Origin of the sequence: Enterococcus sp. AZ171, from assembly GCF_051714005.1 — a bacterium.
In the GTDB taxonomy this organism is placed as follows: domain Bacteria; phylum Bacillota; class Bacilli; order Lactobacillales; family Enterococcaceae; genus Enterococcus_B; species Enterococcus_B pernyi.
The window spans coordinates 931,136-951,412 of sequence record NZ_JBIORA010000001.1; the positions used below are offsets into that span (position 1 = coordinate 931,136).

Below are 20,277 nucleotides of genomic sequence, written 5' to 3' on the forward strand. Positions count from 1 at the left end.
ATTATAGCGAAAGTTGGGGATTTTCTATGTTATGATAGGAATATATGTTCGAGGAGGGATAGTTTGCTTTCTATTGCAAGAATCAGTAAAGGCAAGGGGCCTTTTTATCAGATCGATCTATCAGATGGCGAAACACTACAAGTATCAGAAGATATTTTAGTACGCTATCGTTTATTAAAAGGACAAGAATTGACAGAAGATAAATTAGCTGAAATCAAAAAAAGTACAGGTTATGATTTTGGTTTACAACAAGCATTAAATTATTTGAGTTACCAATTACGAACGGAAAAAGAAATTCGGATCTATTTAAAAGATAAAGAGATCGGACAAGAAGACCGTCATAAAATCGTTGAAAAACTAAAAGAATTAGGTCTTGTTGACGATTTGACGTTTGGTGAAAGTTACGTCCGAACGAATATGCGTTTGAGTGACAAGGGACCAAAAAAATTAGCACAACAAATGCAACAAAAAGGGCTATCACCAGAAGTGATCGAGCAGTCTTTAAGCCAGTACCCATTTGAAGAGCAAGTAGAAAATGCACGGCAAACAGCGGAAAAGACTTACGAAAAAAATCGTGCCAAAAGTCAAAAGGATCTATTACGGAATATCCAACAGAAATTGATGACAAAAGGATTTACCAATGATGTGATCCAAGAAGCGATGCAAACCTTACCTCAAGAAACTGATCCAGAAGTTGAATATGAGCTTTTAGTACAACAAGGAGAGAAGATCTGGCGTAAGAATAGTCGCTTTGAACCTCAAAAGAGAAAGATGAAAGTAAAGCAGAGTCTCTATCAAAAAGGCTTTGATTTTGAGATGATCCAGCGCTTTATTTTAGAAAAGGAAGAAGAAGCAAGTGAGTAGAGAATGGGAAAACTGGTCCTTAGAAAAAACAAAAGAATTTCAAGAACGTTTTATTGAATGGTATGAGCTTGAAAAGAGAAATCTCCCTTGGCGTTACAATCAAGACCCTTATCGTATTTGGATATCAGAAATCATGTTGCAACAAACCAGAGTCGATACAGTCATTGATTATTTTTATCGCTTTATGGAGTGGTTCCCAACCATCGAAGCGTTGGCGCAAGCACCCGAAGAAAAACTGTTGAAAGCTTGGGAAGGCTTAGGTTACTACTCACGGGCCAGAAATATTCAAGCTGCTGCAAAACAAATCATGGAAGATTTTGACGGAAAGATGCCACGAACACCGGAAGAAATCAGTACATTAAAAGGGATCGGTCCTTATACGACAGGGGCAATCGCAAGTATTGCTTTTGGGCTACCTGAACCAGCGATCGATGGAAATGTCATGCGTGTGGTTAGTCGGCTGTTCTGTATTGAAGAAGATATTGCGAAAGCATCGAGTCGCAAAGTGTTTGATCAAGCCATGCGGAAAATCATTGACGAAGAGCATCCGGGTGAGTTCAATCAAGCATTGATGGATCTTGGCTCAGCAATCTGCACGCCGACCTCGCCTAAATGTGAGGAATGCCCAATCCAAGCATTTTGTTTAGCAAAAGAAAAAGGGATCCAAACCGCCTATCCTGTCAAAACAAAAAAAGCAAAGCCGCGAGATGTTTATTATGTTTGTGCAGCGATTGAAAACGCAGAAGGTGCATTTTATTTTGAACAACGAGATCAACAAAAATTACTGGCTGATATGTGGACATTTCCGATGGTAGAAGTAACGAAAGAGGTATACGAAAAACTAGAAGCAGACTGGCAACCTAAGAACGAAATCAGTTTGTTCGATGAGGTTTTAGTCGCTGAAGAAGGTGCTTCAGTATTGCCTTTTGCTCATGCGGACAAAATCGTATGGCAAAAAAGGCATCTAGGGGAAGTGACGCATATCTTCAGTCATTTGAAATGGCATGTTTTATTGTTTTATGGTCGGTTGCCTAAGACTGAAAAAGACCTATCTGAGACTGGCAAACAGACGCAGTGGCTGATACCAGAAGCATTTGAACAAGTGGTTTTCCCAAAAGTACAAATGAAGCTAGTCGAGCAGTTGGATAAAAATCGAAACAATAGTAATCCTTTCTAGGCAAAGATGATTTTTATTGCTATAATAATTACGATGTCGGTGTAATGAACACCCCAACACAAAGCACAAAATGTTGCTAAGGAAGGATTGCGATGGGAGTTCCAAAAGAAGGAGAGTTTGTAACGATCCAAAGTTATAAACACGACGGCAAATTGCATCGAACGTGGCGCGATACCATGGTATTGAAAACAAGCGAACATTCAATGATCGGTGTCAATGATCATACTCTTGTAACAGAGTCTGATGGACGACGTTGGGTGACGCGAGAACCAGCGATTGTATACTTTCACAAAAAATACTGGTTCAATGTAATAGCAATGATCAGAGAAAAGGGGGTTTCCTATTATTGTAATCTGGCTTCACCTTTTTTATTAGATGATGAAGCATTAAAATATATTGATTATGACTTAGATATCAAGGTTTTTCCTGATGGCGAGAAGCGCTTGTTAGATGTCGATGAATATGAAATGCACAGTCAAATGATGAATTATCCAAGTGATATTGACTTCATTTTAAAAGAAAACGTGAAGATTTTGGTTGACTGGATCAATAATGGAGATGGCCCATTCTCAGAAGGCTATATTGATATTTGGTATGACCGTTACAAGCAATTGTCGCAAAAGTAAACGAAAACAGTAAGTAAGTGAAGGAATCTTCATCTTGCTTACTGTTTTTACTTGGATGCTTCACAAGTTTTTTTTCATGTTGAGATGTTGGATGCCCGCATCTTCGAAGACTTCACCGTAGGCTTGATAATCAAGCTTCTCGTAAAAAGGAATAGCAGTCAGTTGAGCGCCTAATTTTATCGTATCAAATCCTTGTTTTTTAGCAAAAGCCTCTGCTTCTCTTAGCAAGACTTGCCCCAAACCTTGTTGACGGTATTCAGCAAGGATTGCCATACGTTGGACTTTTATCTGGCCATTTTCGAGTGGCAGTAAACGAACAGTACCTTGCGCCTCCTGTGCATCTGTATAAAGGACGAAATGGATACAATGCGCTTCATCCTGATCGATTTCTCTCTCAAAGGGAACACCTTGCTCGACAACGAAGACTTGGTTTCTGATACGTACAGCATCGAGATAGATCGGACTCATCGTATCTTTTGTATGAACTACTTTCATCAAATAGCCACCTTTCTTTTCAGTAGTATACTGTAAAGTGATCGGAATGGAAAGTGCATAAAATAAAATCAAAAATAACAGATTTTTTCAAAAGAATGTTATATACTATCATAAAAAAGGAAAGAAGTGAATTATTTGTTCGATAAGTTAAAACAATCAAAGTTGATGTTCTGGTCATTTGAATTGCTGATTTTAGCAACATTGATCTTAGTCTCCTCGAAAATCAGCTTTGTCTTCCAACCAATCGGGACATTCTTCTCCACATTATTTGCACCAGTTTTGATTGCTGGTTTTTTATATTATATTTTGAATCCAATCGTTGGATTATTGATGAAAACAAAAATGAAACGGATCTGGGCAGTAGCAATTGTACTGTTATTGTTAGTTGCCGCTCTGGTCTGGATCTTGTTAAGTGTCATCCCAAGTTTAGTCCAACAAATATCTTCCTTGGCCTCTAACACGCCGAACTTTATTCGCCAAGTAGAGACTTGGTTAGCAGAAGTTGCACAATGGTCCGTATTCAAAGATGTCGATATCAATAAATATTTTGAACAACTGGATATTTCATATGGCACGATCATCCAACAATTTCTGAGTGGCTTATCTAATAGCTTAGGTTCGATCGTTGGAACGATTGCTTCAGCGACCATCGTTATTATTACCGCGCCGTTTATCTTGTTTTACATGTTGAAAGATGGCGAAAAACTTGTACCGAACATCAAACGTTTCTTTCCAGAAAAACGAAGAGAACAAATCGTCGAGTTGTTAGGACAGTTGAATAAAACGTTAGCTAATTATATTAGTGGCCAAGCAATCGAATGCTTATTCGTTGGTACATTCACCTTTCTAGGTTACTTTGCTCTAGGCGTAGACTATGCCTTCCTTTTCGGAGTAATTGCTGGATTGACCAACCTCATTCCTTATTTAGGCCCATATTTAGGTTTAGCTCCTGCCTTTTTAGTGACAGTATTCAATGATCCATTCAAAGCATTGCTATGTTGTGTAGTCGTTTTGATCGTTCAGCAACTAGATGGAAATATCATTTATCCGAATGTCATTGGTAAATCATTGAAGATCCATCCACTAACGATCATTATCGTTTTACTTGTTGCGGGAAACATTGCCGGTTTACTAGGGATTTTTCTAGGTGTACCTTTTTATGCGATCTGCAAAACAATCATTTCTTATGTCGTCAAGATCGTAAAAGAAGATAAACAAAACGAGAACAAGAAAAAAATCGCGACGACTCTTGAATCTTAATGATCGAATGGCTATTTTTATTGCAAAGAAAATCGCTTTATGATACCATTTTAACGTGGCTACCTTTAGCCACGTTTTTTTCTTTAAAAAAATAAAAATTTAAATGAATAAGGAGAGAATGCGATTATGAATGCTGACCCTGAGAGTCAGTCGCTGTTAGCGCAAATTTTATTATTGATCATTTTGACATTGATCAATGCTTTTTTAGCAGCTTCCGAAATTGCAGTTGTATCGATCAATAAAAATCGGATCGAACAAAAAGCGGAAGAAGGAGATGTTAAATCTAAAAAGCTTTTAAAAATATTGCAGAACCCAAATAACTTCCTATCAACTATCCAAGTAGGAATCACTTTGGTCAATATTTTATCTGGTGCATCTTTAGCTAATACTTTATCCGTAAGATTAGCCCCACTACTAGGTGGCGGTGCCGCAGCAAGAAGTATTGCAAATATTATCGTACTGGCTATTTTGACCTATGTTTCGATTGTTTTTGGAGAATTATACCCGAAAAGGATCGCTTTGAATAAATCAGAAGAGGTAGCGAATTTTACCTCAGGTATGATCCGAATGATCGGTGTCGTAGCGAAACCTTTCGTGTGGCTGTTATCTGCATCTACCAGCTTGCTGGCACGGATAACACCAATGACTTTTGACGATGAAGATTCAAAGATGACCCGCGACGAAATGCGGTATATGCTTGAAAACGAAGGGGTATTGAACAACGAAGAGTTGGAAATGCTTCAAGGTGTCTTTTCCTTAGACACAAAAGTTGCAAGGGAAGTAATGGTTCCTCGAACAGATGCTTTTATGATCGACATTAATGACTCCATTGAAGAAAATGTCAACGAAGTACTATCGGAGAATTACTCAAGGATTCCTGTTTATAATGAAGACAAAGATAAAGTTGTCGGAATCCTTCATACGAAAAATTTATTAAAAGCTGCCCATAAATTTGGGTTCGAAAACTTAGAGATCAAAAAAATCATGCAGGAACCACTTTTTGTTCCAGAAACGATTTTTATTGATGATCTATTGTATGAAATGAAAAAAACACAAAACCAAATGGCGATCCTATTAGATGAATATGGCGGAGTCGTAGGTTTAGTGACCTTGGAAGATCTACTTGAAGAAATCGTTGGAGAAATCGATGATGAATCAGATGAAGTAGAAAATCTCTACGAACAAGTCGGTGACTATGAATACATCATTCAAGGTCGAATGCTGATCGATGAATTCAATGAGGCGTTTGAAAGTAATCTCCACATGAGTGATGTGGATACGATGGCCGGCTACTTGATCACAGCTTTAGGCATGATTCCCGATGAAGGAGAAAAACTTTCATTTGATGTTGAAAACATTACCTTGATTTCTGAAGAAATGGAAGGTTCTAGAGTACTCAAAATTCGTGTGATCTTCCATGATCCAGAAGAAATAGAAGCTGAGCCTGAAGAAGAACGTCGCTATTTCAAAAAAGATTTTGAAGACGACGAACCACGAAGATAAAGCACCTTCGATGATCTTTTAACGAAACGAAGAGCGGATATATTACTTGCTTTCTGAAGTGATGTATCTGTTCTTTTTTTGGAGATATCAAATGAAAAGAAAAAGTAAAACTGTTTCGCTTACTTTTTCAAATTGAATATCCATGCTATACTATTTGAGTTGAAGAAAAGGATAGAGGAACTATCGAATAGTCGAAGGGGTTCTCTTTTATGAAGCAATAGACAAATGAAGAATGGAGTAAATTTATGAACAATCCAGAATTAAAACAGCAAGTGGACAATCGACGCACATTTGCGATCATTTCCCATCCGGATGCGGGAAAAACAACGATCACCGAACAACTGCTTTTATTCGGTGGTGCGATTCGCCAAGCAGGAACGGTCAAAGGAAAGAAAACAGGTAATTTTGCAAAATCTGACTGGATGGAAATCGAAAAACAACGTGGGATTTCTGTTACCAGTTCAGTGATGCAATTTGATTATCACGGAAAAAGAGTCAATATTCTAGACACCCCTGGGCATGAGGACTTTTCAGAAGATACGTACCGTACGTTGATGGCGGTCGATAGTGCGGTCATGGTCATCGATAGCGCAAAAGGGATTGAAGCGCAAACGAAAAAACTTTTCCAAGTAGTCAAAAGAAGAGGAATTCCTATTTTCACCTTCATCAATAAGTTGGACCGAGATGGTCGAGAACCGCTTGATCTATTAGAAGAATTAGAAGAGTTATTAGATATCGAATCTTGCCCAATGAATTGGCCGATCGGTATGGGGAAAGGATTGGAAGGATTATACGATATCCATCATAACCGAGTAGAATTTTATCGTCCTGAGAATTATCAAGATGAACGCTTGGCTCAATTAGATGAAGAGGGTCACTTACCGGAGGATCATCCACTAAGAAATAATTCATTGTACGAGCAAGTATTAGAAGAAGTAGAGCTGTTAAAAGAAGCCGGAGATTCCTTTAATGAAGAAAAAATTGCACGTGGGGAGCAGACGCCAGTATTTTTCGGTTCAGCTTTAACTAATTTTGGTGTTCAGACATTTTTAGAAACATTCGTTGATTTGGCGCCATCTCCTTATGGACATAAAACACGTGAAGAGCAAGTAGTCAGCCCGTATGAACAAGAGTTTTCTGGTTTTGTCTTTAAGATCCAAGCCAATATGAATCCAGCTCACCGAGATCGTATTGCATTTGTACGAATCTGTTCAGGTACATTTGAACGTGGAATGGACGTCTCATTAGAGCGGACGAACAAAAAATTGAAATTGAGTAATGTCACGCAGTTTATGGCAGATGCCAGAGAAAACGTTGAAAATGCTGTGGCAGGAGATATCATTGGTGTGTATGACACTGGAAATTATCAAATCGGTGACACATTATATGAAGGAAAACTAAAAGTAGCTTATGAAGAGTTACCTTCATTTACCCCTGAGCTTTTCATGAAAGTAACGGCTAAAAATGTGATGAAACAAAAATCATTCCACAAAGGAATCAATCAATTGGTACAAGAAGGTGCCATCCAATTATATAAAACCTATGTGACCGAAGAATACATCATCGGGGCAGTTGGACAATTGCAATTTGAAGTTTTCCAATATCGGATGTTGAACGAATACAATGCAGAAGTGATCATGTCGCCGATGGGGAACAAGATTGCCCGTTGGATCGAACCGGAAGATCTGGATGAGAAAATGAGTTCAAGCCGTAATATCTTAGCGAGAGATCGCTTTGATCAACCGCTATTCTTATTTGAGAATCAGTTTGCAGAGCGTTGGTTTGCTGACAAATATCCAAACGTAAAATTAAAAAGTTTGATGTAATCAGGGATTCCCATTAACTGTACAGTTGTTTCCTTTTAAAATAAAAACTTAAAAATATTCATTTAGTATATAAATTAAAACGAACACACGACGATTCATATTTTCAGTGAATTGTCGTGTGTTTTTGTTGGATTTTAACGTTTTTTTGTTTATTTTGAAAAAATCAATTAAAAACAAATAAAAAATAGATTAGAATATTTTTGCGTACATATATATAAAATAAGCAAAGAAAGTAGGGATCAAATGGAAACAGAAATCGAAAAAAAACAGCGTATTGAAAGAAAAAAAGCAAAAATGCGTCGAGTATGTCAAATGTTGGATATTGAGAACTGGGAAAAAAATGAACGGATCGTCAATGAAATCCGCTCGATCATCCAAGCGGATCGACCTGTAAAGGGGAGGGAAGTTGGAAATAGTAAAAAGAAAAAAAGGGAATGCCAAGTGCCTTCGACAAAACCCTTTTGATTCATGATTTATTTTTTTCTACATAGCAATTGGTGCATTTAAATTTCTTTTTGGAATAGAGATTTCTACTAAGCCCGGTAACTCGATCACTTGGATGTCTTCAGGATGGTACAAAGCGTCATGGATTTTTTTTAAGAAGTAGTGTTGGATTTCTTCAATTTCCTTTGGTTGGATATTGCGGTTTTCATTCATCAGGACGATTTCATTGTGCTCAGGAGCTTCTGTGTAAATAACAGTTGTATTTCCTGCGGTATACACCTTGACCATATGTGCATCTGTATTTTCTAATTGGTTCAAAACTAATCGTGAATAGCTGTTTGTTACATTAACTAGTTTCATGGCGCTCACCTCTCTTATGTATTTAAGAAATAACTTATATTAAGTATAATTTTTTTTTAGTAAAATGAACAGCATTTTGTCTTCTTAAAAATAAACGAATAAGAAAAAAATTGTTACTTTCTTTTCCAAAAATAAAATCAAAAGCGGAGAGTGGCAAACTCTCCGCTCCATTTTTTCTACCATTTGAGTGTGAAATTATTCTGTCGGTTCATTGTTTGCTTCTTTGACTAAACGTTCAGGTTTAGAAGTAATGACGATTTTGTCGTCTTTATCTAATTTTGCTTTAAGATCTGAGATCGTTGGATGATCAAGATAGAATTCGGCAATGCCGTCTTCGATTTGTTCTTGGATCGTCCGACGTAATGGTCGGGCACCCATTGCTGGATCGTAACCAAGATCAACCAGCTTTTCTTTGACATTTGTAGGAACGTCCACATGTAATTGTTGAGCCGCCAATAGTTGGTTGACATCATCAAGCATAAGAGTCACGATCATCATCAAGTTTTCTTTTGATAAAGCACTGAACTCAATGATTCCATCAAAACGATTCAAGAATTCTGGTGTGAAGTAGTTGTTCAATTGATTCAAGACAGAACGAGTCACACCTTCACGAGCAGCACCAAAGCCAACATTGGCTTCTACTTTTCCAGTTCCTGCATTACTTGTCATGATGATGATTGTATCTTTGAAGCTGACCGTACGACCTTGCGCATCGGTTAAACGTCCATCATCTAAGATTTGTAGGAACATGTGCAAGACATCTGGATGTGCTTTTTCTACTTCATCAAGCAGAACCAAACTATACGGATTTCGACGTACTTTTTCAGTCAATTGACCAGCTTCTTCATAGCCGACATAACCTGGAGGGGAACCAATCAATTTTGCGACACTGTGTTTTTCCATGTATTCTGACATATCGAAACGGATCATCGATTCTTCAGATCCAAATAATTCATAGGCTAGTTGCTTCGCTAATTCTGTTTTACCAACACCAGTAGGACCAACAAATAAGAAAGAACCAATTGGACGGTTTTTCTTGCTTAAACCAACTCGATTACGACGAATGGCTTTGGCTACCCGATCAACCGCATCGTTTTGCCCGATCACATGTTTTTTCAAGTCGTCCGCTAAGTTTTTCAATTGAGTTTGTTCTTTTTCTTTCAGTTCACCAACTGGGATGCCTGTACGTTGTTCAACGATTTTTTCCATATCCTTTTCAGAGATTACTGGGATTTCTTCTTCTGAAAGTTGGCGTTCTTGCATTTTTTTCAATTTATTGATTTGATCGCGATAATAAGCTGCTTTTTCGAAATCTTCTTCTTTAGAAGCCAACAACTTTTGTTCTTCCGCTTCTTCCAATTTCTTTTCGATCATTTTTGGATCAACGATTTGGATCGTTAAATTTTTCTTAGATCCTGTTTCATCCAGTAAATCAATGGCTTTATCCGGTAAAAAACGATCTTGGATATAGCGATTGGACAATCTAGCCGCAGCTTCGATCGCAGCATCTGTGTATTTGACATGATGGTAGTCTTCATAGCGCTTTTGCAATCCTTTTAAAATACTGATCGTTTCATCTACAGAAGGTTCATCGACACGAACAGGTTGCATGCGGCGCTCTAACGCAGCATCTTTTTCAATGATCCGGTATTCATTCAATGTCGTTGCTCCAACCATTTGTAATTCACCACGAGCTAACGCAGGTTTTAATATGTTTCCGGCATCCATGTTACCATCACCAGCTGAACCAGCCCCAACGATTTCATGAACTTCATCTATAAATAAAATAACGTTTTCTGCTTGTCTGATTTCTTCGATCAGTTTTTGCATCCGTTCTTCAAATTGTCCTCTGATTCCTGTGCCTTGGACAAGTGAAACAACATCTAAGCGAATCACTTCTTTATCTAGTAATTTTTGTGGTACATCGCCATCAACGATTTTTTGAGCGAGTCCTTCAACCACAGCCGTTTTACCGACACCTGGTTCTCCGATCAATACAGGGTTGTTCTTTGTGCGGCGATTCAAGATTTCGATCACGCGCTTGATTTCATCATCTCGACCGATGACTGGATCGATTTCACCTTGGCGTGCTTCTTCTGTAATATTGATACCGTATTCGCCTAAAAGACCATCTGAAGCGAGTCCTTGTGGTGGTTGTCCACCATTGAAGTTGTTGTTCCCACCAAATTGAGTAGGGGGTGTTTGTTCGTAATTTCCTTGTTGTTGCATTTGACGAGACATCGAACGAAACAGATCGTCCAGACTACCAAAGCCAAATGGATCATTTTGGGCCATACTTGTTAGACCTCCATTTTGCTGATTTTTAATTTTTTGGTAACAGCTCTGACAATAGTCAAGTTGTGTACGTTGGCCATTGACAGTCGCATACAAGTGAATCGTTGCTTCATTTTTTCCACAGTTTTGACAAAGCATAAAACATTCACGTCCTTTCAAACATTGGTCATTAAGTCTATTTTACATCGCGCCTATCTTTGGGTAAAAGAATAACACTCGATCAACAAAACTTGTAAAAGTCATACCTCGTTGACCATTACTGACCATTTAATTTTATTATACTAATTTTTTGAATTGACGCAAGCAATTGATTCTTTTGTTCAGACAATGTGACAAAACATTTGGGTAAGAACCTTAAGTTGTCGACAAATTTGTAGGGGATAAAGCTGAAATTTCATGAATCGTTCAATTACTCGACAAACATGATTGGTCAATCGATTTATGAGATATAAAAAAACATGGAATTTATTAAAACAGGAATAATCATCACTATGCATGAAACAGTTCTACAGAATAGTTTATTGGATTTTCTCTCAATTTAAATGAAAACTGTTGTATCTAAGGAAAAAAAATGGTAATCTTTACAGATGAAAGGGTTCATCTGATTAGTTCTATCATGGATTGCTAAAAAAGAAAACCCTCACATAAAAACAACACTCACTTAAAGGAGACCGATTAATATGGAAAAGAAAGAATTTCACGTAGTAGCAGAAACTGGGATCCACGCACGTCCAGCTACACTATTAGTACAAACAGCAAGCAAATTTAACTCTGATGTAAACTTAGAGTATAAAGGTAAATCAGTAAACTTAAAATCTATCATGGGCGTTATGTCTTTAGGTGTAGGTCAAGGTTCTGACGTTACTATCACTGCTGAAGGTGCTGACGAAGCTGACGCTATGGCAGCTATCGTTGAAACAATGAAGAAAGAAGGCTTATCTGAATAATGGTTGAAATGCTAAAAGGGATCGCCGCTAGTGACGGAGTAGCCGTTGCAAAAGCTTACCTGCTAGTTCAACCGGATTTATCATTCAGTAAGACGACAGTTGAGGATACTTCAGCTGAAGAAGCTCGCTTAGATGATGCTTTAGCAAAATCAACTGAAGAATTACAACAAATTCGTGAAAAAGCAGCGCAAAGCTTAGGTGAAGCAGAAGCGCAAGTATTTGACGCACATTTAATGGTTCTTTCAGATCCTGAAATGATAGGTCAAATCAAACAAAACATCAAAGATAACAGTGTAAATGCTGAATCAGCTCTTAAAGAAGTAACGGATATGTATATCGGTATGTTCGAAGCAATGGAAGATAATGCTTACATGCAAGAACGTGCAGCAGATATTCGTGACGTTGCAAAACGTATTTTAGCACATCTATTAGGTGTGACTTTACCAAACCCTTCAATGATCAATGAAGAAGTTGTTGTCGTGGCGCATGATTTGACGCCAAGTGACACTGCTCAATTAGATCGTAACTTCGTAAAAGCTTTTGTAACAGATATCGGTGGACGTACATCGCATTCTGCAATCATGGCTCGTTCTCTTGAAATTCCAGCAATCGTTGGAACAAAAGAAATCACTGCGAAGGTCAAAGAAGGCGTAATGTTAGCTGTTAATGGGATCGAAGGCGATGTAGTCATTGAACCAACAGCAGAACAAAAAGCCGAATTTGAAAAAATCGGCGCAGATTATGCTGCACAAAAAGCAGAATGGGAAAAACTGAAACATGCTGAGACAGTGACTGCCGATGGCAAACACTTTGAATTAGCAGCCAACATTGGTACACCTAAAGATTTAGTTGGTGTACACAACAATGGTGGTGAAGCAGTTGGACTTTATCGTACTGAATTCCTTTATATGGATTCACCAGATTTTCCTACTGAAGAAGACCAATACGTTGCTTACAAAGCAGTATTGGAAGGAATGGAAGGAAAACCTGTCGTTGTTCGTACAATGGATATCGGTGGAGATAAAGAATTACCATACTTGCAATTGCCGCATGAAATGAATCCTTTCTTAGGATACCGTGCATTACGTATTAGCTTGTCAGAACAAGGTGACGATATGTTCCGTACGCAAATGCGTGCGTTATTACGTGCCTCTGTACATGGAAACTTGCGTATCATGTTCCCAATGGTTGCTACACTAAAAGAATTCCGTGGTGCAAAAGCAATCTTTGAAGAAGAAAAACAAAAATTAGTAAATGAAGGCATTGAAGTCTCTGATTCGATCCAAGTAGGGATTATGATCGAGATTCCAGCTGCAGCCGTTATTGCGGACAAATTTGCTAAAGAAGTAGACTTCTTCTCAGTAGGAACAAACGACTTGATCCAATACACAATGGCAGCTGACCGTATGAACGAACGTGTTTCTTACTTGTACCAACCATACAACCCATCAATTCTACGTTTGATCAAAAACGTCATTGATGCAGCACATGCTGAAGGTAAATGGGCTGGTATGTGTGGAGAAATGGCCGGCGATCAAATGGCTGTTCCTTTACTAGTAGGTATGGGATTAGATGAGTTCTCAATGAGTGCAACATCGATCTTAAAAACACGTAGCTTGATGAAACGTTTAGATACAAGCAAAATGGCTGAACTAGCGGATCGTGCCCTAAACGAGTGCGACACAATGGAAGAAGTCGTAGAACTTGTGAATGAATATCTAGCTTGATTTTTGGAACAGGCACAGTATTTTGCTGTGCCTGTTTTTTTGTCTTCTTGCAATAATAAATAAAATTCTGTCCAAACTTACAAGTTTGTTGGGAAAAAATCGGACTTAAGGTTGAGTGACAGCTTTCACGCTGTGTTATAATATAAGAGTGAGGGGGAACGTAGATGAAGGTATTATTATATTTTGAAAGTGAGAAGATACTTTCTAAGTCCGGCATTGGTCGTGCACTTGATCATCAAAAGCGTGCGCTTAAAGATGTAGGGATCTCCTATACTTTAGATAGTAAGGAAGACTATGATATTTTGCACATCAATACATATGGTATCAATAGTCACAACATGGTCAACAAAGCGCGTAAAAATGGTAAAAAAATAATTTATCATGCGCATTCAACGGAGGAGGATTTTCGTAATTCCTTTATCGGTTCGAATCAATTAGCACCATTTGTAAAAAAATATTTAGTCGGATTGTATGAAAAGGCAGATTACTTGATTACACCAACCCCATATTCAAAAAAATTATTGCAAAGTTATGGCATTGATTTACCTATTCAATCGATTTCCAATGGGATCGATTTGGAAAAGTACCAACCAGACTCTGTCAAAGAACAAAAATTCAGGGAGTATTTCAATCTTTCACCTGATCAAAAAGTGATTATTTGTGTAGGACTGTTCTTTGCAAGAAAAGGAATCATTGATTTTGTTGAAATAGCCAAACAATTACCGGAATATACATTCATCTGGTTTGGTCATGTGCCGATGTATTCGATCCCAAGTAATATCCGAAAAATCGTGAAAGAAGATCATCCCGATAATGTCATTTTTCCAGGCTATATTCGAGGAGAGATCATCGAAGGAGCTTACTCAGGAGCGGATTTGTTCTTTTTCCCTTCTTATGAAGAAACGGAAGGTATTGTCGTACTGGAAGCTTTAGCAAGTAAACAAAATGTGTTAGTACGTGATATTCCAGTCTATGATGGTTGGCTTGAAGATCAAAAAAATTGTTATATGGGGCGAAACAATGAAGAGTTTTCACAACTCATTAAAAAAATCATTCAACATGAAGTACCTAGTTTAGTTGAATCTGGCTATCAAACGGCTGAAGAACGAAGTATCAAAAGAATTGGTGAACAACTTCAATCCGTTTATCAACAAGTGCTAAAGGCATCCGATTCTTCAGATGAACAAATGCAAGAATCAAAATAAAGGTAGTTTGGAGGCGAAAAAAGATGAAAATCGGCTTTTTTACCGATACCTATTTTCCACAGGTAAGTGGTGTAGCTACATCGATCAAGACATTAAAAGAAGAACTCGAAAAAATGGGACATGACGTGTATATATTTACGACAACAGATCCCAATGCAGACAAGTTAGAAAAAGATGTAATTCGTATGCCAAGTGTTCCTTTTGTATCATTTAAAGAACGTCGAGTAGTGGTACGAGGAATGTGGTACGCCTATTTAGTGGCAAAAGAATTAGAGTTAGATCTTATCCATACGCACACTGAGTTTGGAGCGGGTGTTCTTGGCAAGATGGTCGCAAAAAAATTAAAGATCCCATCGATTCATACGTATCACACGATGTATGAAGATTACCTGCATTATATTGCAAAAGGGAAAGTGATTCGACAATCCCATGTCAAATACTTATCTCGTCTATTTGTGAACCATACGACAGGTGTGGTTTGCCCAAGTGAGCGTGTGATCGAAACACTGCGAAGCTATGGGGTGACAGCGCCATTACGAGTGATACCAACAGGAATCGATATCGAAAAATTCAAACGTCCAGAAATTACACAAGAACAAATCAACGAATTACGTACCTCATTAGGAGTTAAAGAAAACGGCTTGATGATTTTATCTTTAAGTCGAATCTCTTACGAAAAAAATATCCAAGCGTTGATCCAAGGGTTTACAGAAGTCATCAAACACTATCCAGATGCACGACTAGTCATAGTCGGAAACGGACCTTATGTTGAGCAACTAAAAGAACTGATCACGTCGCTGGATTTAGCTGATGCGGTTCAATTTACTGGGGAAGTCGATAACAATGACGTCGCGTTCTATTATCGTGCGGCTGATTATTTTGTGTGTGCTTCGACATCAGAAACACAAGGATTGACGTATACAGAAGCAATGGCGGCTGGTACACCATGTGTAGTTGAAGGAAATGATTATTTGAATCGTTTATTTGATCATGCTTCCCTTGGCCGAACATTTGAACGAGATGAAGACTTTGCACCTGCACTTATTGATTATATTGAAAGCAAAGTTGAAAAAGATCCAGAAGTGTTTGAAAAGAAACTTTACGAGATCTCAGCTACTCATTTTGGTCAATCAATGATCGAATTTTATGAAGATATGCTTGTGTATTACAAAGAAGAGATGCGTAAAAAAGAAGAAGAAGCATCCATCGAACGGATTAAAATTAAATTAAATTCTTTCAAAAGATAAAAAAACAGTGAATAATCCTAAAAAAATCCTTGTTTCTAGCGTATACTAGCATAGAAACAAGGATTTTATCGTTTAGGAGGGCAAAAGATGAAAATTGGTTTTATCGGTACAGGAGTTATGGGAAGCGCGATTGTTCGTCATTTACAAAAAGCTGGCCACGAACTGACTGTTTATAATCGTACGAAAGCAAAAGCTGCGCCACTTATGGAAGAAGGGGCAGTATGGGCAGATAGTCCACAAGAAGTAGCTGAGATGAGCCAAGTTATCTTTACAATGGTTGGCTATCCTCAAGATGTGGAAGAAATCTATTATGGTGAGAAAGGCATTTTCCAAGCAGCTATAAATGGAAAAACAGTCATAGATTTATCGACAAGTACGCCAACACTTGCTGAAAAAATTGCAGCAAGCGCACAAGAGCTTGGAGCGGATGCCTTAGATGCCCCTGTATCAGGAGGCGATCTAGGTGCAAAAAATGGCACCTTAACGATCATGGTGGGTGGAAAAGAGAATGTCTACGAGCAAGTATTACCACTATTTCGTGAGTTTGGAACAACATTTACATTACATGGTTCAGCTGGAAAAGGACAACATACAAAAATGGCAAACCAGATCATGATTGCCGGAACAATGACTGGTATGACAGAGATGCTTGTTTATGCACAGAAAGCTGACTTAGACTTAGAAAAAGTGATTGCCACGCTTTCAGGCGGTAGTGCGGCAAACTGGTCATTAAGTAATTATGCACCTCGTATTTTACAAGAGAACTATACACCAGGATTTTTTGTCAAACATTTTATCAAAGATTTGAAGATTGCTTTAGCCGAAGCAGAAAAAGTAGGGTTGGACTTACCAGCGACCAAAGAAGCCCGAAAGCTGTATGAGAAGTTAGCAGAAAAGGGTTTTGAGAACGATGGAACACAAGCATTGATCAAGCTTTGGTGGGAAGATGGCAGACAGCCGAAAAAAAAATCCTAAAAAACTAGTTTTTTTGGAGAAAATCAATGCAAGTCGACGATGCTTTTGATACAATATAACAGAACTAAGAAAAGGAGGACCTCCGATGGCACATTCACAATTAGTCGCAATCATTAAACGACTGGAGGCTATGGTCGAATCAGCAGACAATGAGCTGCAAGTTCGTCGTTTTGAAAAAGAGGGCGTAGAAAAATGCACCGTAACTTATGATAAAGCGACAGAAACATTTGAACTAACTGAAACAGACACACATCAACAATACGAATTCGACAATATCGATATCGTTGCGATGGAGATCTATGATTTGATTCAATAAGATTTCGAGCTAGCTAAAAGAGCCTGGGATTCAACCAATGCGTTGGATTCCAGACTCTTTTTTTGTTTCCTGTTCGTCTTTTGCCAGTTTACGTTGGTAGCTGATCAAGATTTGAACAGGATCGATTTCTTCTTGAGACAGTTGTCGCTTGAGTGACAACCTGTTGTCTTTTTCATAATAGAAATGAGGCGCTTGTCCAGGTTCTGTGATCGTTGTATCAGCCACTTGTCCGTAGGAAACCAAGAAATGCTTGATCTTGGTCTCATCGTTAGCTAACGGCATGCTCAATGTGATTCTCGGTGTTCGCAAAAATTTTTTTTGTTCTTGTATCCGACCAGTAAAGTACGTGATCAATTCGATATCTCGTTGCAGAATAGCCGCCTTCTCAAAATTAAGCTGGTTAACAAAATGTAATTGTCGTTTTTTTAAATAGCCTAACAATTTCTTGTTTCTTCCTTGCAATAGACCTTGGATCTCTTTCTTTTTTTGATCAAAGCTCAATGCCTTCATTTCAGGAAGTTGAACTTGTAACGCCAAATGACTGATTTCAGAAAGCCAAGGCATTTGATAGTTTTCTTCGATGATTCGAAGGATACTAGGCATTTTTTTATAAAGACGAAAAGGGCCATAAGTTCTTGCGGTAGGAATATTCGTGAGAAAAAGACCATCGGATTGAATATGTAAATAGTTATAGTTGTCAAAATAATTCATCCGACGATTGTAGATAGGACGATAGTGTTGGATCAATTGACACTCTAATAATAAGGCATCTAGTTCAGTATCAACGACAACGATCTCAAAATCTGCAATCGAACGAACTAAGCGCAAGACTTTTTTCGAGTGTTGTTTATTTTGATGAAAATACGTACTTACGCGATTTTTTAAATTTTTAGCTTTCCCCACATAAACAATTTTTCCATCGCTGTTTTTCATCAAGTAAACACCAGGTAATAAAGGCAGGTTTTTTACTTTCTCTTTTAAGTGCATAAGCGCTCCCCTAATTGAATTTGAACTAAAAAGATTATAACAGATTTAAAAAAATGAACAATAAAAGGGATTATATTTTATAAATAAATTATAGAGATACTTTGATAATCAAAGTATTTTTTTATTCTTTTATTTTAATTTTTAGAGGTTGAAAGGGTGATATTAAAGCATTTTGTCATAAATTTAAAATTAAAAAAAATTAATAATGCAAAAAAATCTAGCTAAAAGGTTGCATTTTGAAAAAAGTTAAGATATAGTTTGAACATCAAAAGATTTGATAATCAAACTAATTTTAGTGGATGGTGGAACATGGAACCTGATTTTAATACAGTAAATGATTATCTCGTTAGTGTCTTCAATGATATTTTGACGATCGAAGAATCCGAATTAAAAAAGTCACAATTCAAAGATCTGTCGATTACAGAGATGCATACGATCGAGGCAATCGGTATGTACAAGAAAAAGACAACTTCAGAAGTAGCCAAAGAACTGTCGATTACTGTTGGGACCTTGACCACTGCTATCAACAAGTTAGTTAGGAAAGGCTACGTTGAGCGTATCCGTAGTGAAGACGACCGACGAGTGGTGAAGCTGGGGTTGACCAAAAAAGGTAAGTTACTTTACCGCGTGCATCAGCATTTCCATCGTGAAATGGTCAAAAACATTATGGATGGTATGGCTACCGACGAACAACAAGCTTTGCTGTCTGCATTGAAAAACTTGCATGATTTCTTGCGAGATTACAAGTGAGGAAGTTTAATGGAACAATTTGGAACGATCACAGCAACGGCAAGTGTCTTACCGGAAAAAATCATCACAAACGATGATCTCTCAAAAATGATGGACACTTCGGATGAATGGATTTCATCCCGTACAGGAATCAAAGAGAGACATTGTGTGACCGAGCAGGAGACTTCCGATTTGTGTTACCTCGTTGCCGAAAAATTACTAAAGAAAAAAACACTCGATCCAAAGGAACTCGATTTTATTATCGTTGCTACGATGTCGCCTGATTATACATCGCCTTCTGTCGCAACTTTAGTTCAAGGAAGGATCGGCGCAACCAAAGCAATCGCCTTTGATATCAGCGCCGCATGTTCAGGATTTGTTTATGCCTTGAGTGTTGCAGAGAAACTGATTCGCTGTGGCTCAATGAAAGGTTTAGTAATTGGTGGCGAAACATTATCTAAACTGATCGATTGGACGGATCGTTCAACCGCTGTCTTGTTTGGTGATGGTGCTGGTGGGATTTTGTTAGAAGCTGGCTCAGATCAAAAATTATTGAGAGAATCGCTAGCGGCAGATGGTTCGCGTGCGCAATCTCTTACTTCTGGCTATCTACCAAATCAATCGCCTTTATACACGAAAGATTCAGAAGGTTCTTACTATTTAAAAATGGTTGGACGGGATATTTTTGACTTTGCTGTAAGAGACGTCGCGATGAACATCAAGGAACTCATTCAAGACACACCTGTTGATTATCTGCTTTTGCATCAAGCAAACTTACGAATCATCGAAAAGATTGCTCGCAAGGTAAAAATTCCCCAGGAGCAATTCCTAACGAACATGGATAAATATGGCAATACTTCCGCAGCAAGCATCCCGATTCTTTTAGATGAAGCGATAGAAAGCGGAAAAATTACCTTAGGTCAAAAACAAAAAGTGGTATTTACAGGTTATGGTGGAGGATTGACATGGGGAAGTATCCTCATGGAACTATAAACTGATAAAAATAAAAAATATAAAATAAAGAAACAATATCGGAGGAATTATCATATGGTATTCGAAAAAATTCAAGAAATCATTGCGGAAGAATTAGGGAAAGACACAGAAGAAATCAAATTAACGACAAACATCCAAGAAGACCTTGAAGCAGATAGCTTGGATTTATTCCAAATCATCAACGAGATCGAAGATGAATTTGATGTGAAAATCGAAACAGAAGACGGCATCAAAACAGTTCAAGATTTAGTCACTTATGTTGAAAAACAAACTGCATAATCATCAAGATTAGGTTGGGGGC

Annotated in this window: 20 protein-coding genes; 16 read left to right on the top strand and 4 right to left on the bottom strand. The window is 37.9% G+C overall.

The window, feature by feature from the left end; translation table 11 throughout:
• Positions 1-63: 63 nt before the first annotated feature.
• The 3 genes from recX to ntdP all read left to right on the top strand — a co-directional run bounded on the left by recX (position 64) and on the right by ntdP (position 2,667).
• The gene (recX, locus tag IGJ49_RS04415; protein ID WP_010735895.1) at positions 64-864 is read left to right on the top strand and encodes a recombination regulator RecX; all 801 of its coding nucleotides are present in this window, start codon (positions 64-66) and stop codon (positions 862-864) included.
• On the top strand, positions 857-2,041 hold the full coding sequence (mutY, locus tag IGJ49_RS04420; RefSeq protein ID WP_010735894.1) for an A/G-specific adenine glycosylase: 1,185 nt from the start codon (positions 857-859) through the stop codon (positions 2,039-2,041). The genes recX and mutY overlap by 8 nt, the downstream gene beginning before the upstream one ends.
• A gap of 92 nt (positions 2,042-2,133) precedes the next feature.
• Complete coding sequence (ntdP, locus tag IGJ49_RS04425) at positions 2,134-2,667, top strand: nucleoside tri-diphosphate phosphatase (protein ID WP_010735893.1); 534 nt, start codon at positions 2,134-2,136, stop codon at positions 2,665-2,667.
• A gap of 60 nt (positions 2,668-2,727) precedes the next feature.
• Here the strand turns inward: ntdP and IGJ49_RS04430 are convergent, their stop codons facing one another.
• Positions 2,728-3,162 (bottom strand): GNAT family N-acetyltransferase, encoded by a 435-nt coding sequence (locus IGJ49_RS04430; RefSeq protein WP_023519399.1) that lies wholly within the window; start codon positions 3,160-3,162, stop codon positions 2,728-2,730.
• 135 nt (positions 3,163-3,297) lie between these two features.
• On the opposite strand from IGJ49_RS04430, the gene IGJ49_RS04435 reads away from it, so the two are divergent.
• The 4 genes from IGJ49_RS04435 to IGJ49_RS04450 all read left to right on the top strand — a co-directional run bounded on the left by IGJ49_RS04435 (position 3,298) and on the right by IGJ49_RS04450 (position 8,216).
• A complete protein-coding gene (locus tag IGJ49_RS04435) occupies positions 3,298-4,422 on the top strand; it encodes an AI-2E family transporter (protein WP_023519400.1) in 1,125 nt (374 codons plus the stop codon).
• Positions 4,423-4,548: 126 nt separating this feature from the next.
• Entirely contained in the window at positions 4,549-5,925 is a 1,377-nt protein-coding gene (locus IGJ49_RS04440) for a hemolysin family protein (RefSeq protein ID WP_010735890.1), read from the top strand.
• Positions 5,926-6,170: 245 nt separating this feature from the next.
• Positions 6,171-7,751: a peptide chain release factor 3 gene (locus IGJ49_RS04445; RefSeq protein ID WP_010735889.1), complete on the top strand. Its 1,581-nt coding sequence runs from the start codon at positions 6,171-6,173 to the stop codon at positions 7,749-7,751.
• 243 nt (positions 7,752-7,994) lie between these two features.
• The gene (locus IGJ49_RS04450) at positions 7,995-8,216 is read left to right on the top strand and encodes a hypothetical protein (RefSeq protein WP_010735888.1); all 222 of its coding nucleotides are present in this window, start codon (positions 7,995-7,997) and stop codon (positions 8,214-8,216) included.
• 18 nt (positions 8,217-8,234) lie between these two features.
• On the opposite strand, the gene IGJ49_RS04455 is transcribed toward IGJ49_RS04450, so the two are convergent.
• Complete coding sequence (locus IGJ49_RS04455; RefSeq protein WP_438722551.1) at positions 8,235-8,555, bottom strand: DUF1827 family protein; 321 nt, start codon at positions 8,553-8,555, stop codon at positions 8,235-8,237.
• A gap of 195 nt (positions 8,556-8,750) precedes the next feature.
• Entirely contained in the window at positions 8,751-10,988 is a 2,238-nt protein-coding gene (locus IGJ49_RS04460; protein WP_137072107.1) for an ATP-dependent Clp protease ATP-binding subunit, read from the bottom strand.
• Between the two features lie 542 nt (positions 10,989-11,530).
• On the opposite strand from IGJ49_RS04460, the gene IGJ49_RS04465 reads away from it, so the two are divergent.
• From IGJ49_RS04465 to IGJ49_RS04490, 6 genes are all read left to right on the top strand, one after another.
• Positions 11,531-11,797 carry a phosphocarrier protein HPr gene (locus IGJ49_RS04465; protein WP_002287602.1) on the top strand — a complete coding sequence of 89 codons (267 nt, stop codon included), beginning with the start codon at positions 11,531-11,533 and terminating at the stop codon, positions 11,795-11,797.
• Positions 11,797-13,524 (top strand): phosphoenolpyruvate--protein phosphotransferase, encoded by a 1,728-nt coding sequence (gene ptsP / locus IGJ49_RS04470; RefSeq protein ID WP_019723966.1) that lies wholly within the window; start codon positions 11,797-11,799, stop codon positions 13,522-13,524. Before IGJ49_RS04465 ends, ptsP begins: the two co-directional genes overlap by 1 nt.
• A gap of 164 nt (positions 13,525-13,688) precedes the next feature.
• Positions 13,689-14,729 carry a glycosyltransferase family 4 protein gene (locus IGJ49_RS04475; RefSeq protein ID WP_349520048.1) on the top strand — a complete coding sequence of 347 codons (1,041 nt, stop codon included), beginning with the start codon at positions 13,689-13,691 and terminating at the stop codon, positions 14,727-14,729.
• 23 nt (positions 14,730-14,752) lie between these two features.
• A complete protein-coding gene (locus IGJ49_RS04480; RefSeq protein ID WP_349520046.1) occupies positions 14,753-15,976 on the top strand; it encodes a glycosyltransferase family 4 protein in 1,224 nt (407 codons plus the stop codon).
• An 87-nt stretch (positions 15,977-16,063) separates the two neighbouring features.
• A complete protein-coding gene (locus IGJ49_RS04485; RefSeq protein WP_023519406.1) occupies positions 16,064-16,951 on the top strand; it encodes an NAD(P)-dependent oxidoreductase in 888 nt (295 codons plus the stop codon).
• 85 nt (positions 16,952-17,036) lie between these two features.
• The gene (locus IGJ49_RS04490; protein WP_010735881.1) at positions 17,037-17,267 is read left to right on the top strand and encodes a YkuJ family protein; all 231 of its coding nucleotides are present in this window, start codon (positions 17,037-17,039) and stop codon (positions 17,265-17,267) included.
• Between the two features lie 30 nt (positions 17,268-17,297).
• On the opposite strand, the gene IGJ49_RS04495 is transcribed toward IGJ49_RS04490, so the two are convergent.
• Positions 17,298-18,254, bottom strand: coding sequence for a GIY-YIG nuclease family protein (locus IGJ49_RS04495; protein WP_438722554.1), 957 nt, complete (start codon positions 18,252-18,254; stop codon positions 17,298-17,300).
• 309 nt (positions 18,255-18,563) lie between these two features.
• Between IGJ49_RS04495 and fabT the strand changes: the two genes are divergently transcribed.
• From fabT to IGJ49_RS04510, 3 genes are read left to right on the top strand one after another with little or no spacing between them, the layout of a single operon-like run.
• On the top strand, positions 18,564-19,004 hold the full coding sequence (gene fabT / locus IGJ49_RS04500) for a fatty acid biosynthesis transcriptional regulator FabT (protein WP_010735879.1): 441 nt from the start codon (positions 18,564-18,566) through the stop codon (positions 19,002-19,004).
• Positions 19,005-19,013: 9 nt separating this feature from the next.
• Entirely contained in the window at positions 19,014-19,976 is a 963-nt protein-coding gene (locus tag IGJ49_RS04505; RefSeq protein WP_010735878.1) for a beta-ketoacyl-ACP synthase III, read from the top strand.
• A 54-nt stretch (positions 19,977-20,030) separates the two neighbouring features.
• The gene (locus tag IGJ49_RS04510; RefSeq protein WP_010735877.1) at positions 20,031-20,255 is read left to right on the top strand and encodes an acyl carrier protein; all 225 of its coding nucleotides are present in this window, start codon (positions 20,031-20,033) and stop codon (positions 20,253-20,255) included.
• Positions 20,256-20,277 lie beyond the last annotated feature (22 nt).

Coding starts and splice junctions, on each gene's coding strand:
- ntdP (WP_010735893.1), top strand. CDS start 2,134: ATGGGAGTTCCAAAAGAAGGAGAGTTTGTAACGATCCAAAGTTATAAA.
- IGJ49_RS04430 (WP_023519399.1), bottom strand. CDS start 3,162: ATGAAAGTAGTTCATACAAAAGATACGATGAGTCCGATCTATCTCGAT.
- IGJ49_RS04440 (WP_010735890.1), top strand. CDS start 4,549: ATGAATGCTGACCCTGAGAGTCAGTCGCTGTTAGCGCAAATTTTATTA.
- IGJ49_RS04445 (WP_010735889.1), top strand. CDS start 6,171: ATGAACAATCCAGAATTAAAACAGCAAGTGGACAATCGACGCACATTT.
- IGJ49_RS04450 (WP_010735888.1), top strand. CDS start 7,995: ATGGAAACAGAAATCGAAAAAAAACAGCGTATTGAAAGAAAAAAAGCA.
- IGJ49_RS04455 (WP_438722551.1), bottom strand. CDS start 8,555: ATGAAACTAGTTAATGTAACAAACAGCTATTCACGATTAGTTTTGAAC.
- IGJ49_RS04460 (WP_137072107.1), bottom strand. CDS start 10,988: ATGCTTTGTCAAAACTGTGGAAAAAATGAAGCAACGATTCACTTGTAT.
- IGJ49_RS04465 (WP_002287602.1), top strand. CDS start 11,531: ATGGAAAAGAAAGAATTTCACGTAGTAGCAGAAACTGGGATCCACGCA.
- ptsP (WP_019723966.1), top strand. CDS start 11,797: ATGGTTGAAATGCTAAAAGGGATCGCCGCTAGTGACGGAGTAGCCGTT.
- IGJ49_RS04475 (WP_349520048.1), top strand. CDS start 13,689: ATGAAGGTATTATTATATTTTGAAAGTGAGAAGATACTTTCTAAGTCC.
- IGJ49_RS04480 (WP_349520046.1), top strand. CDS start 14,753: ATGAAAATCGGCTTTTTTACCGATACCTATTTTCCACAGGTAAGTGGT.
- IGJ49_RS04485 (WP_023519406.1), top strand. CDS start 16,064: ATGAAAATTGGTTTTATCGGTACAGGAGTTATGGGAAGCGCGATTGTT.
- IGJ49_RS04490 (WP_010735881.1), top strand. CDS start 17,037: ATGGCACATTCACAATTAGTCGCAATCATTAAACGACTGGAGGCTATG.
- IGJ49_RS04495 (WP_438722554.1), bottom strand. CDS start 18,254: ATGCACTTAAAAGAGAAAGTAAAAAACCTGCCTTTATTACCTGGTGTT.
- fabT (WP_010735879.1), top strand. CDS start 18,564: ATGGAACCTGATTTTAATACAGTAAATGATTATCTCGTTAGTGTCTTC.
- IGJ49_RS04505 (WP_010735878.1), top strand. CDS start 19,014: ATGGAACAATTTGGAACGATCACAGCAACGGCAAGTGTCTTACCGGAA.
- IGJ49_RS04510 (WP_010735877.1), top strand. CDS start 20,031: ATGGTATTCGAAAAAATTCAAGAAATCATTGCGGAAGAATTAGGGAAA.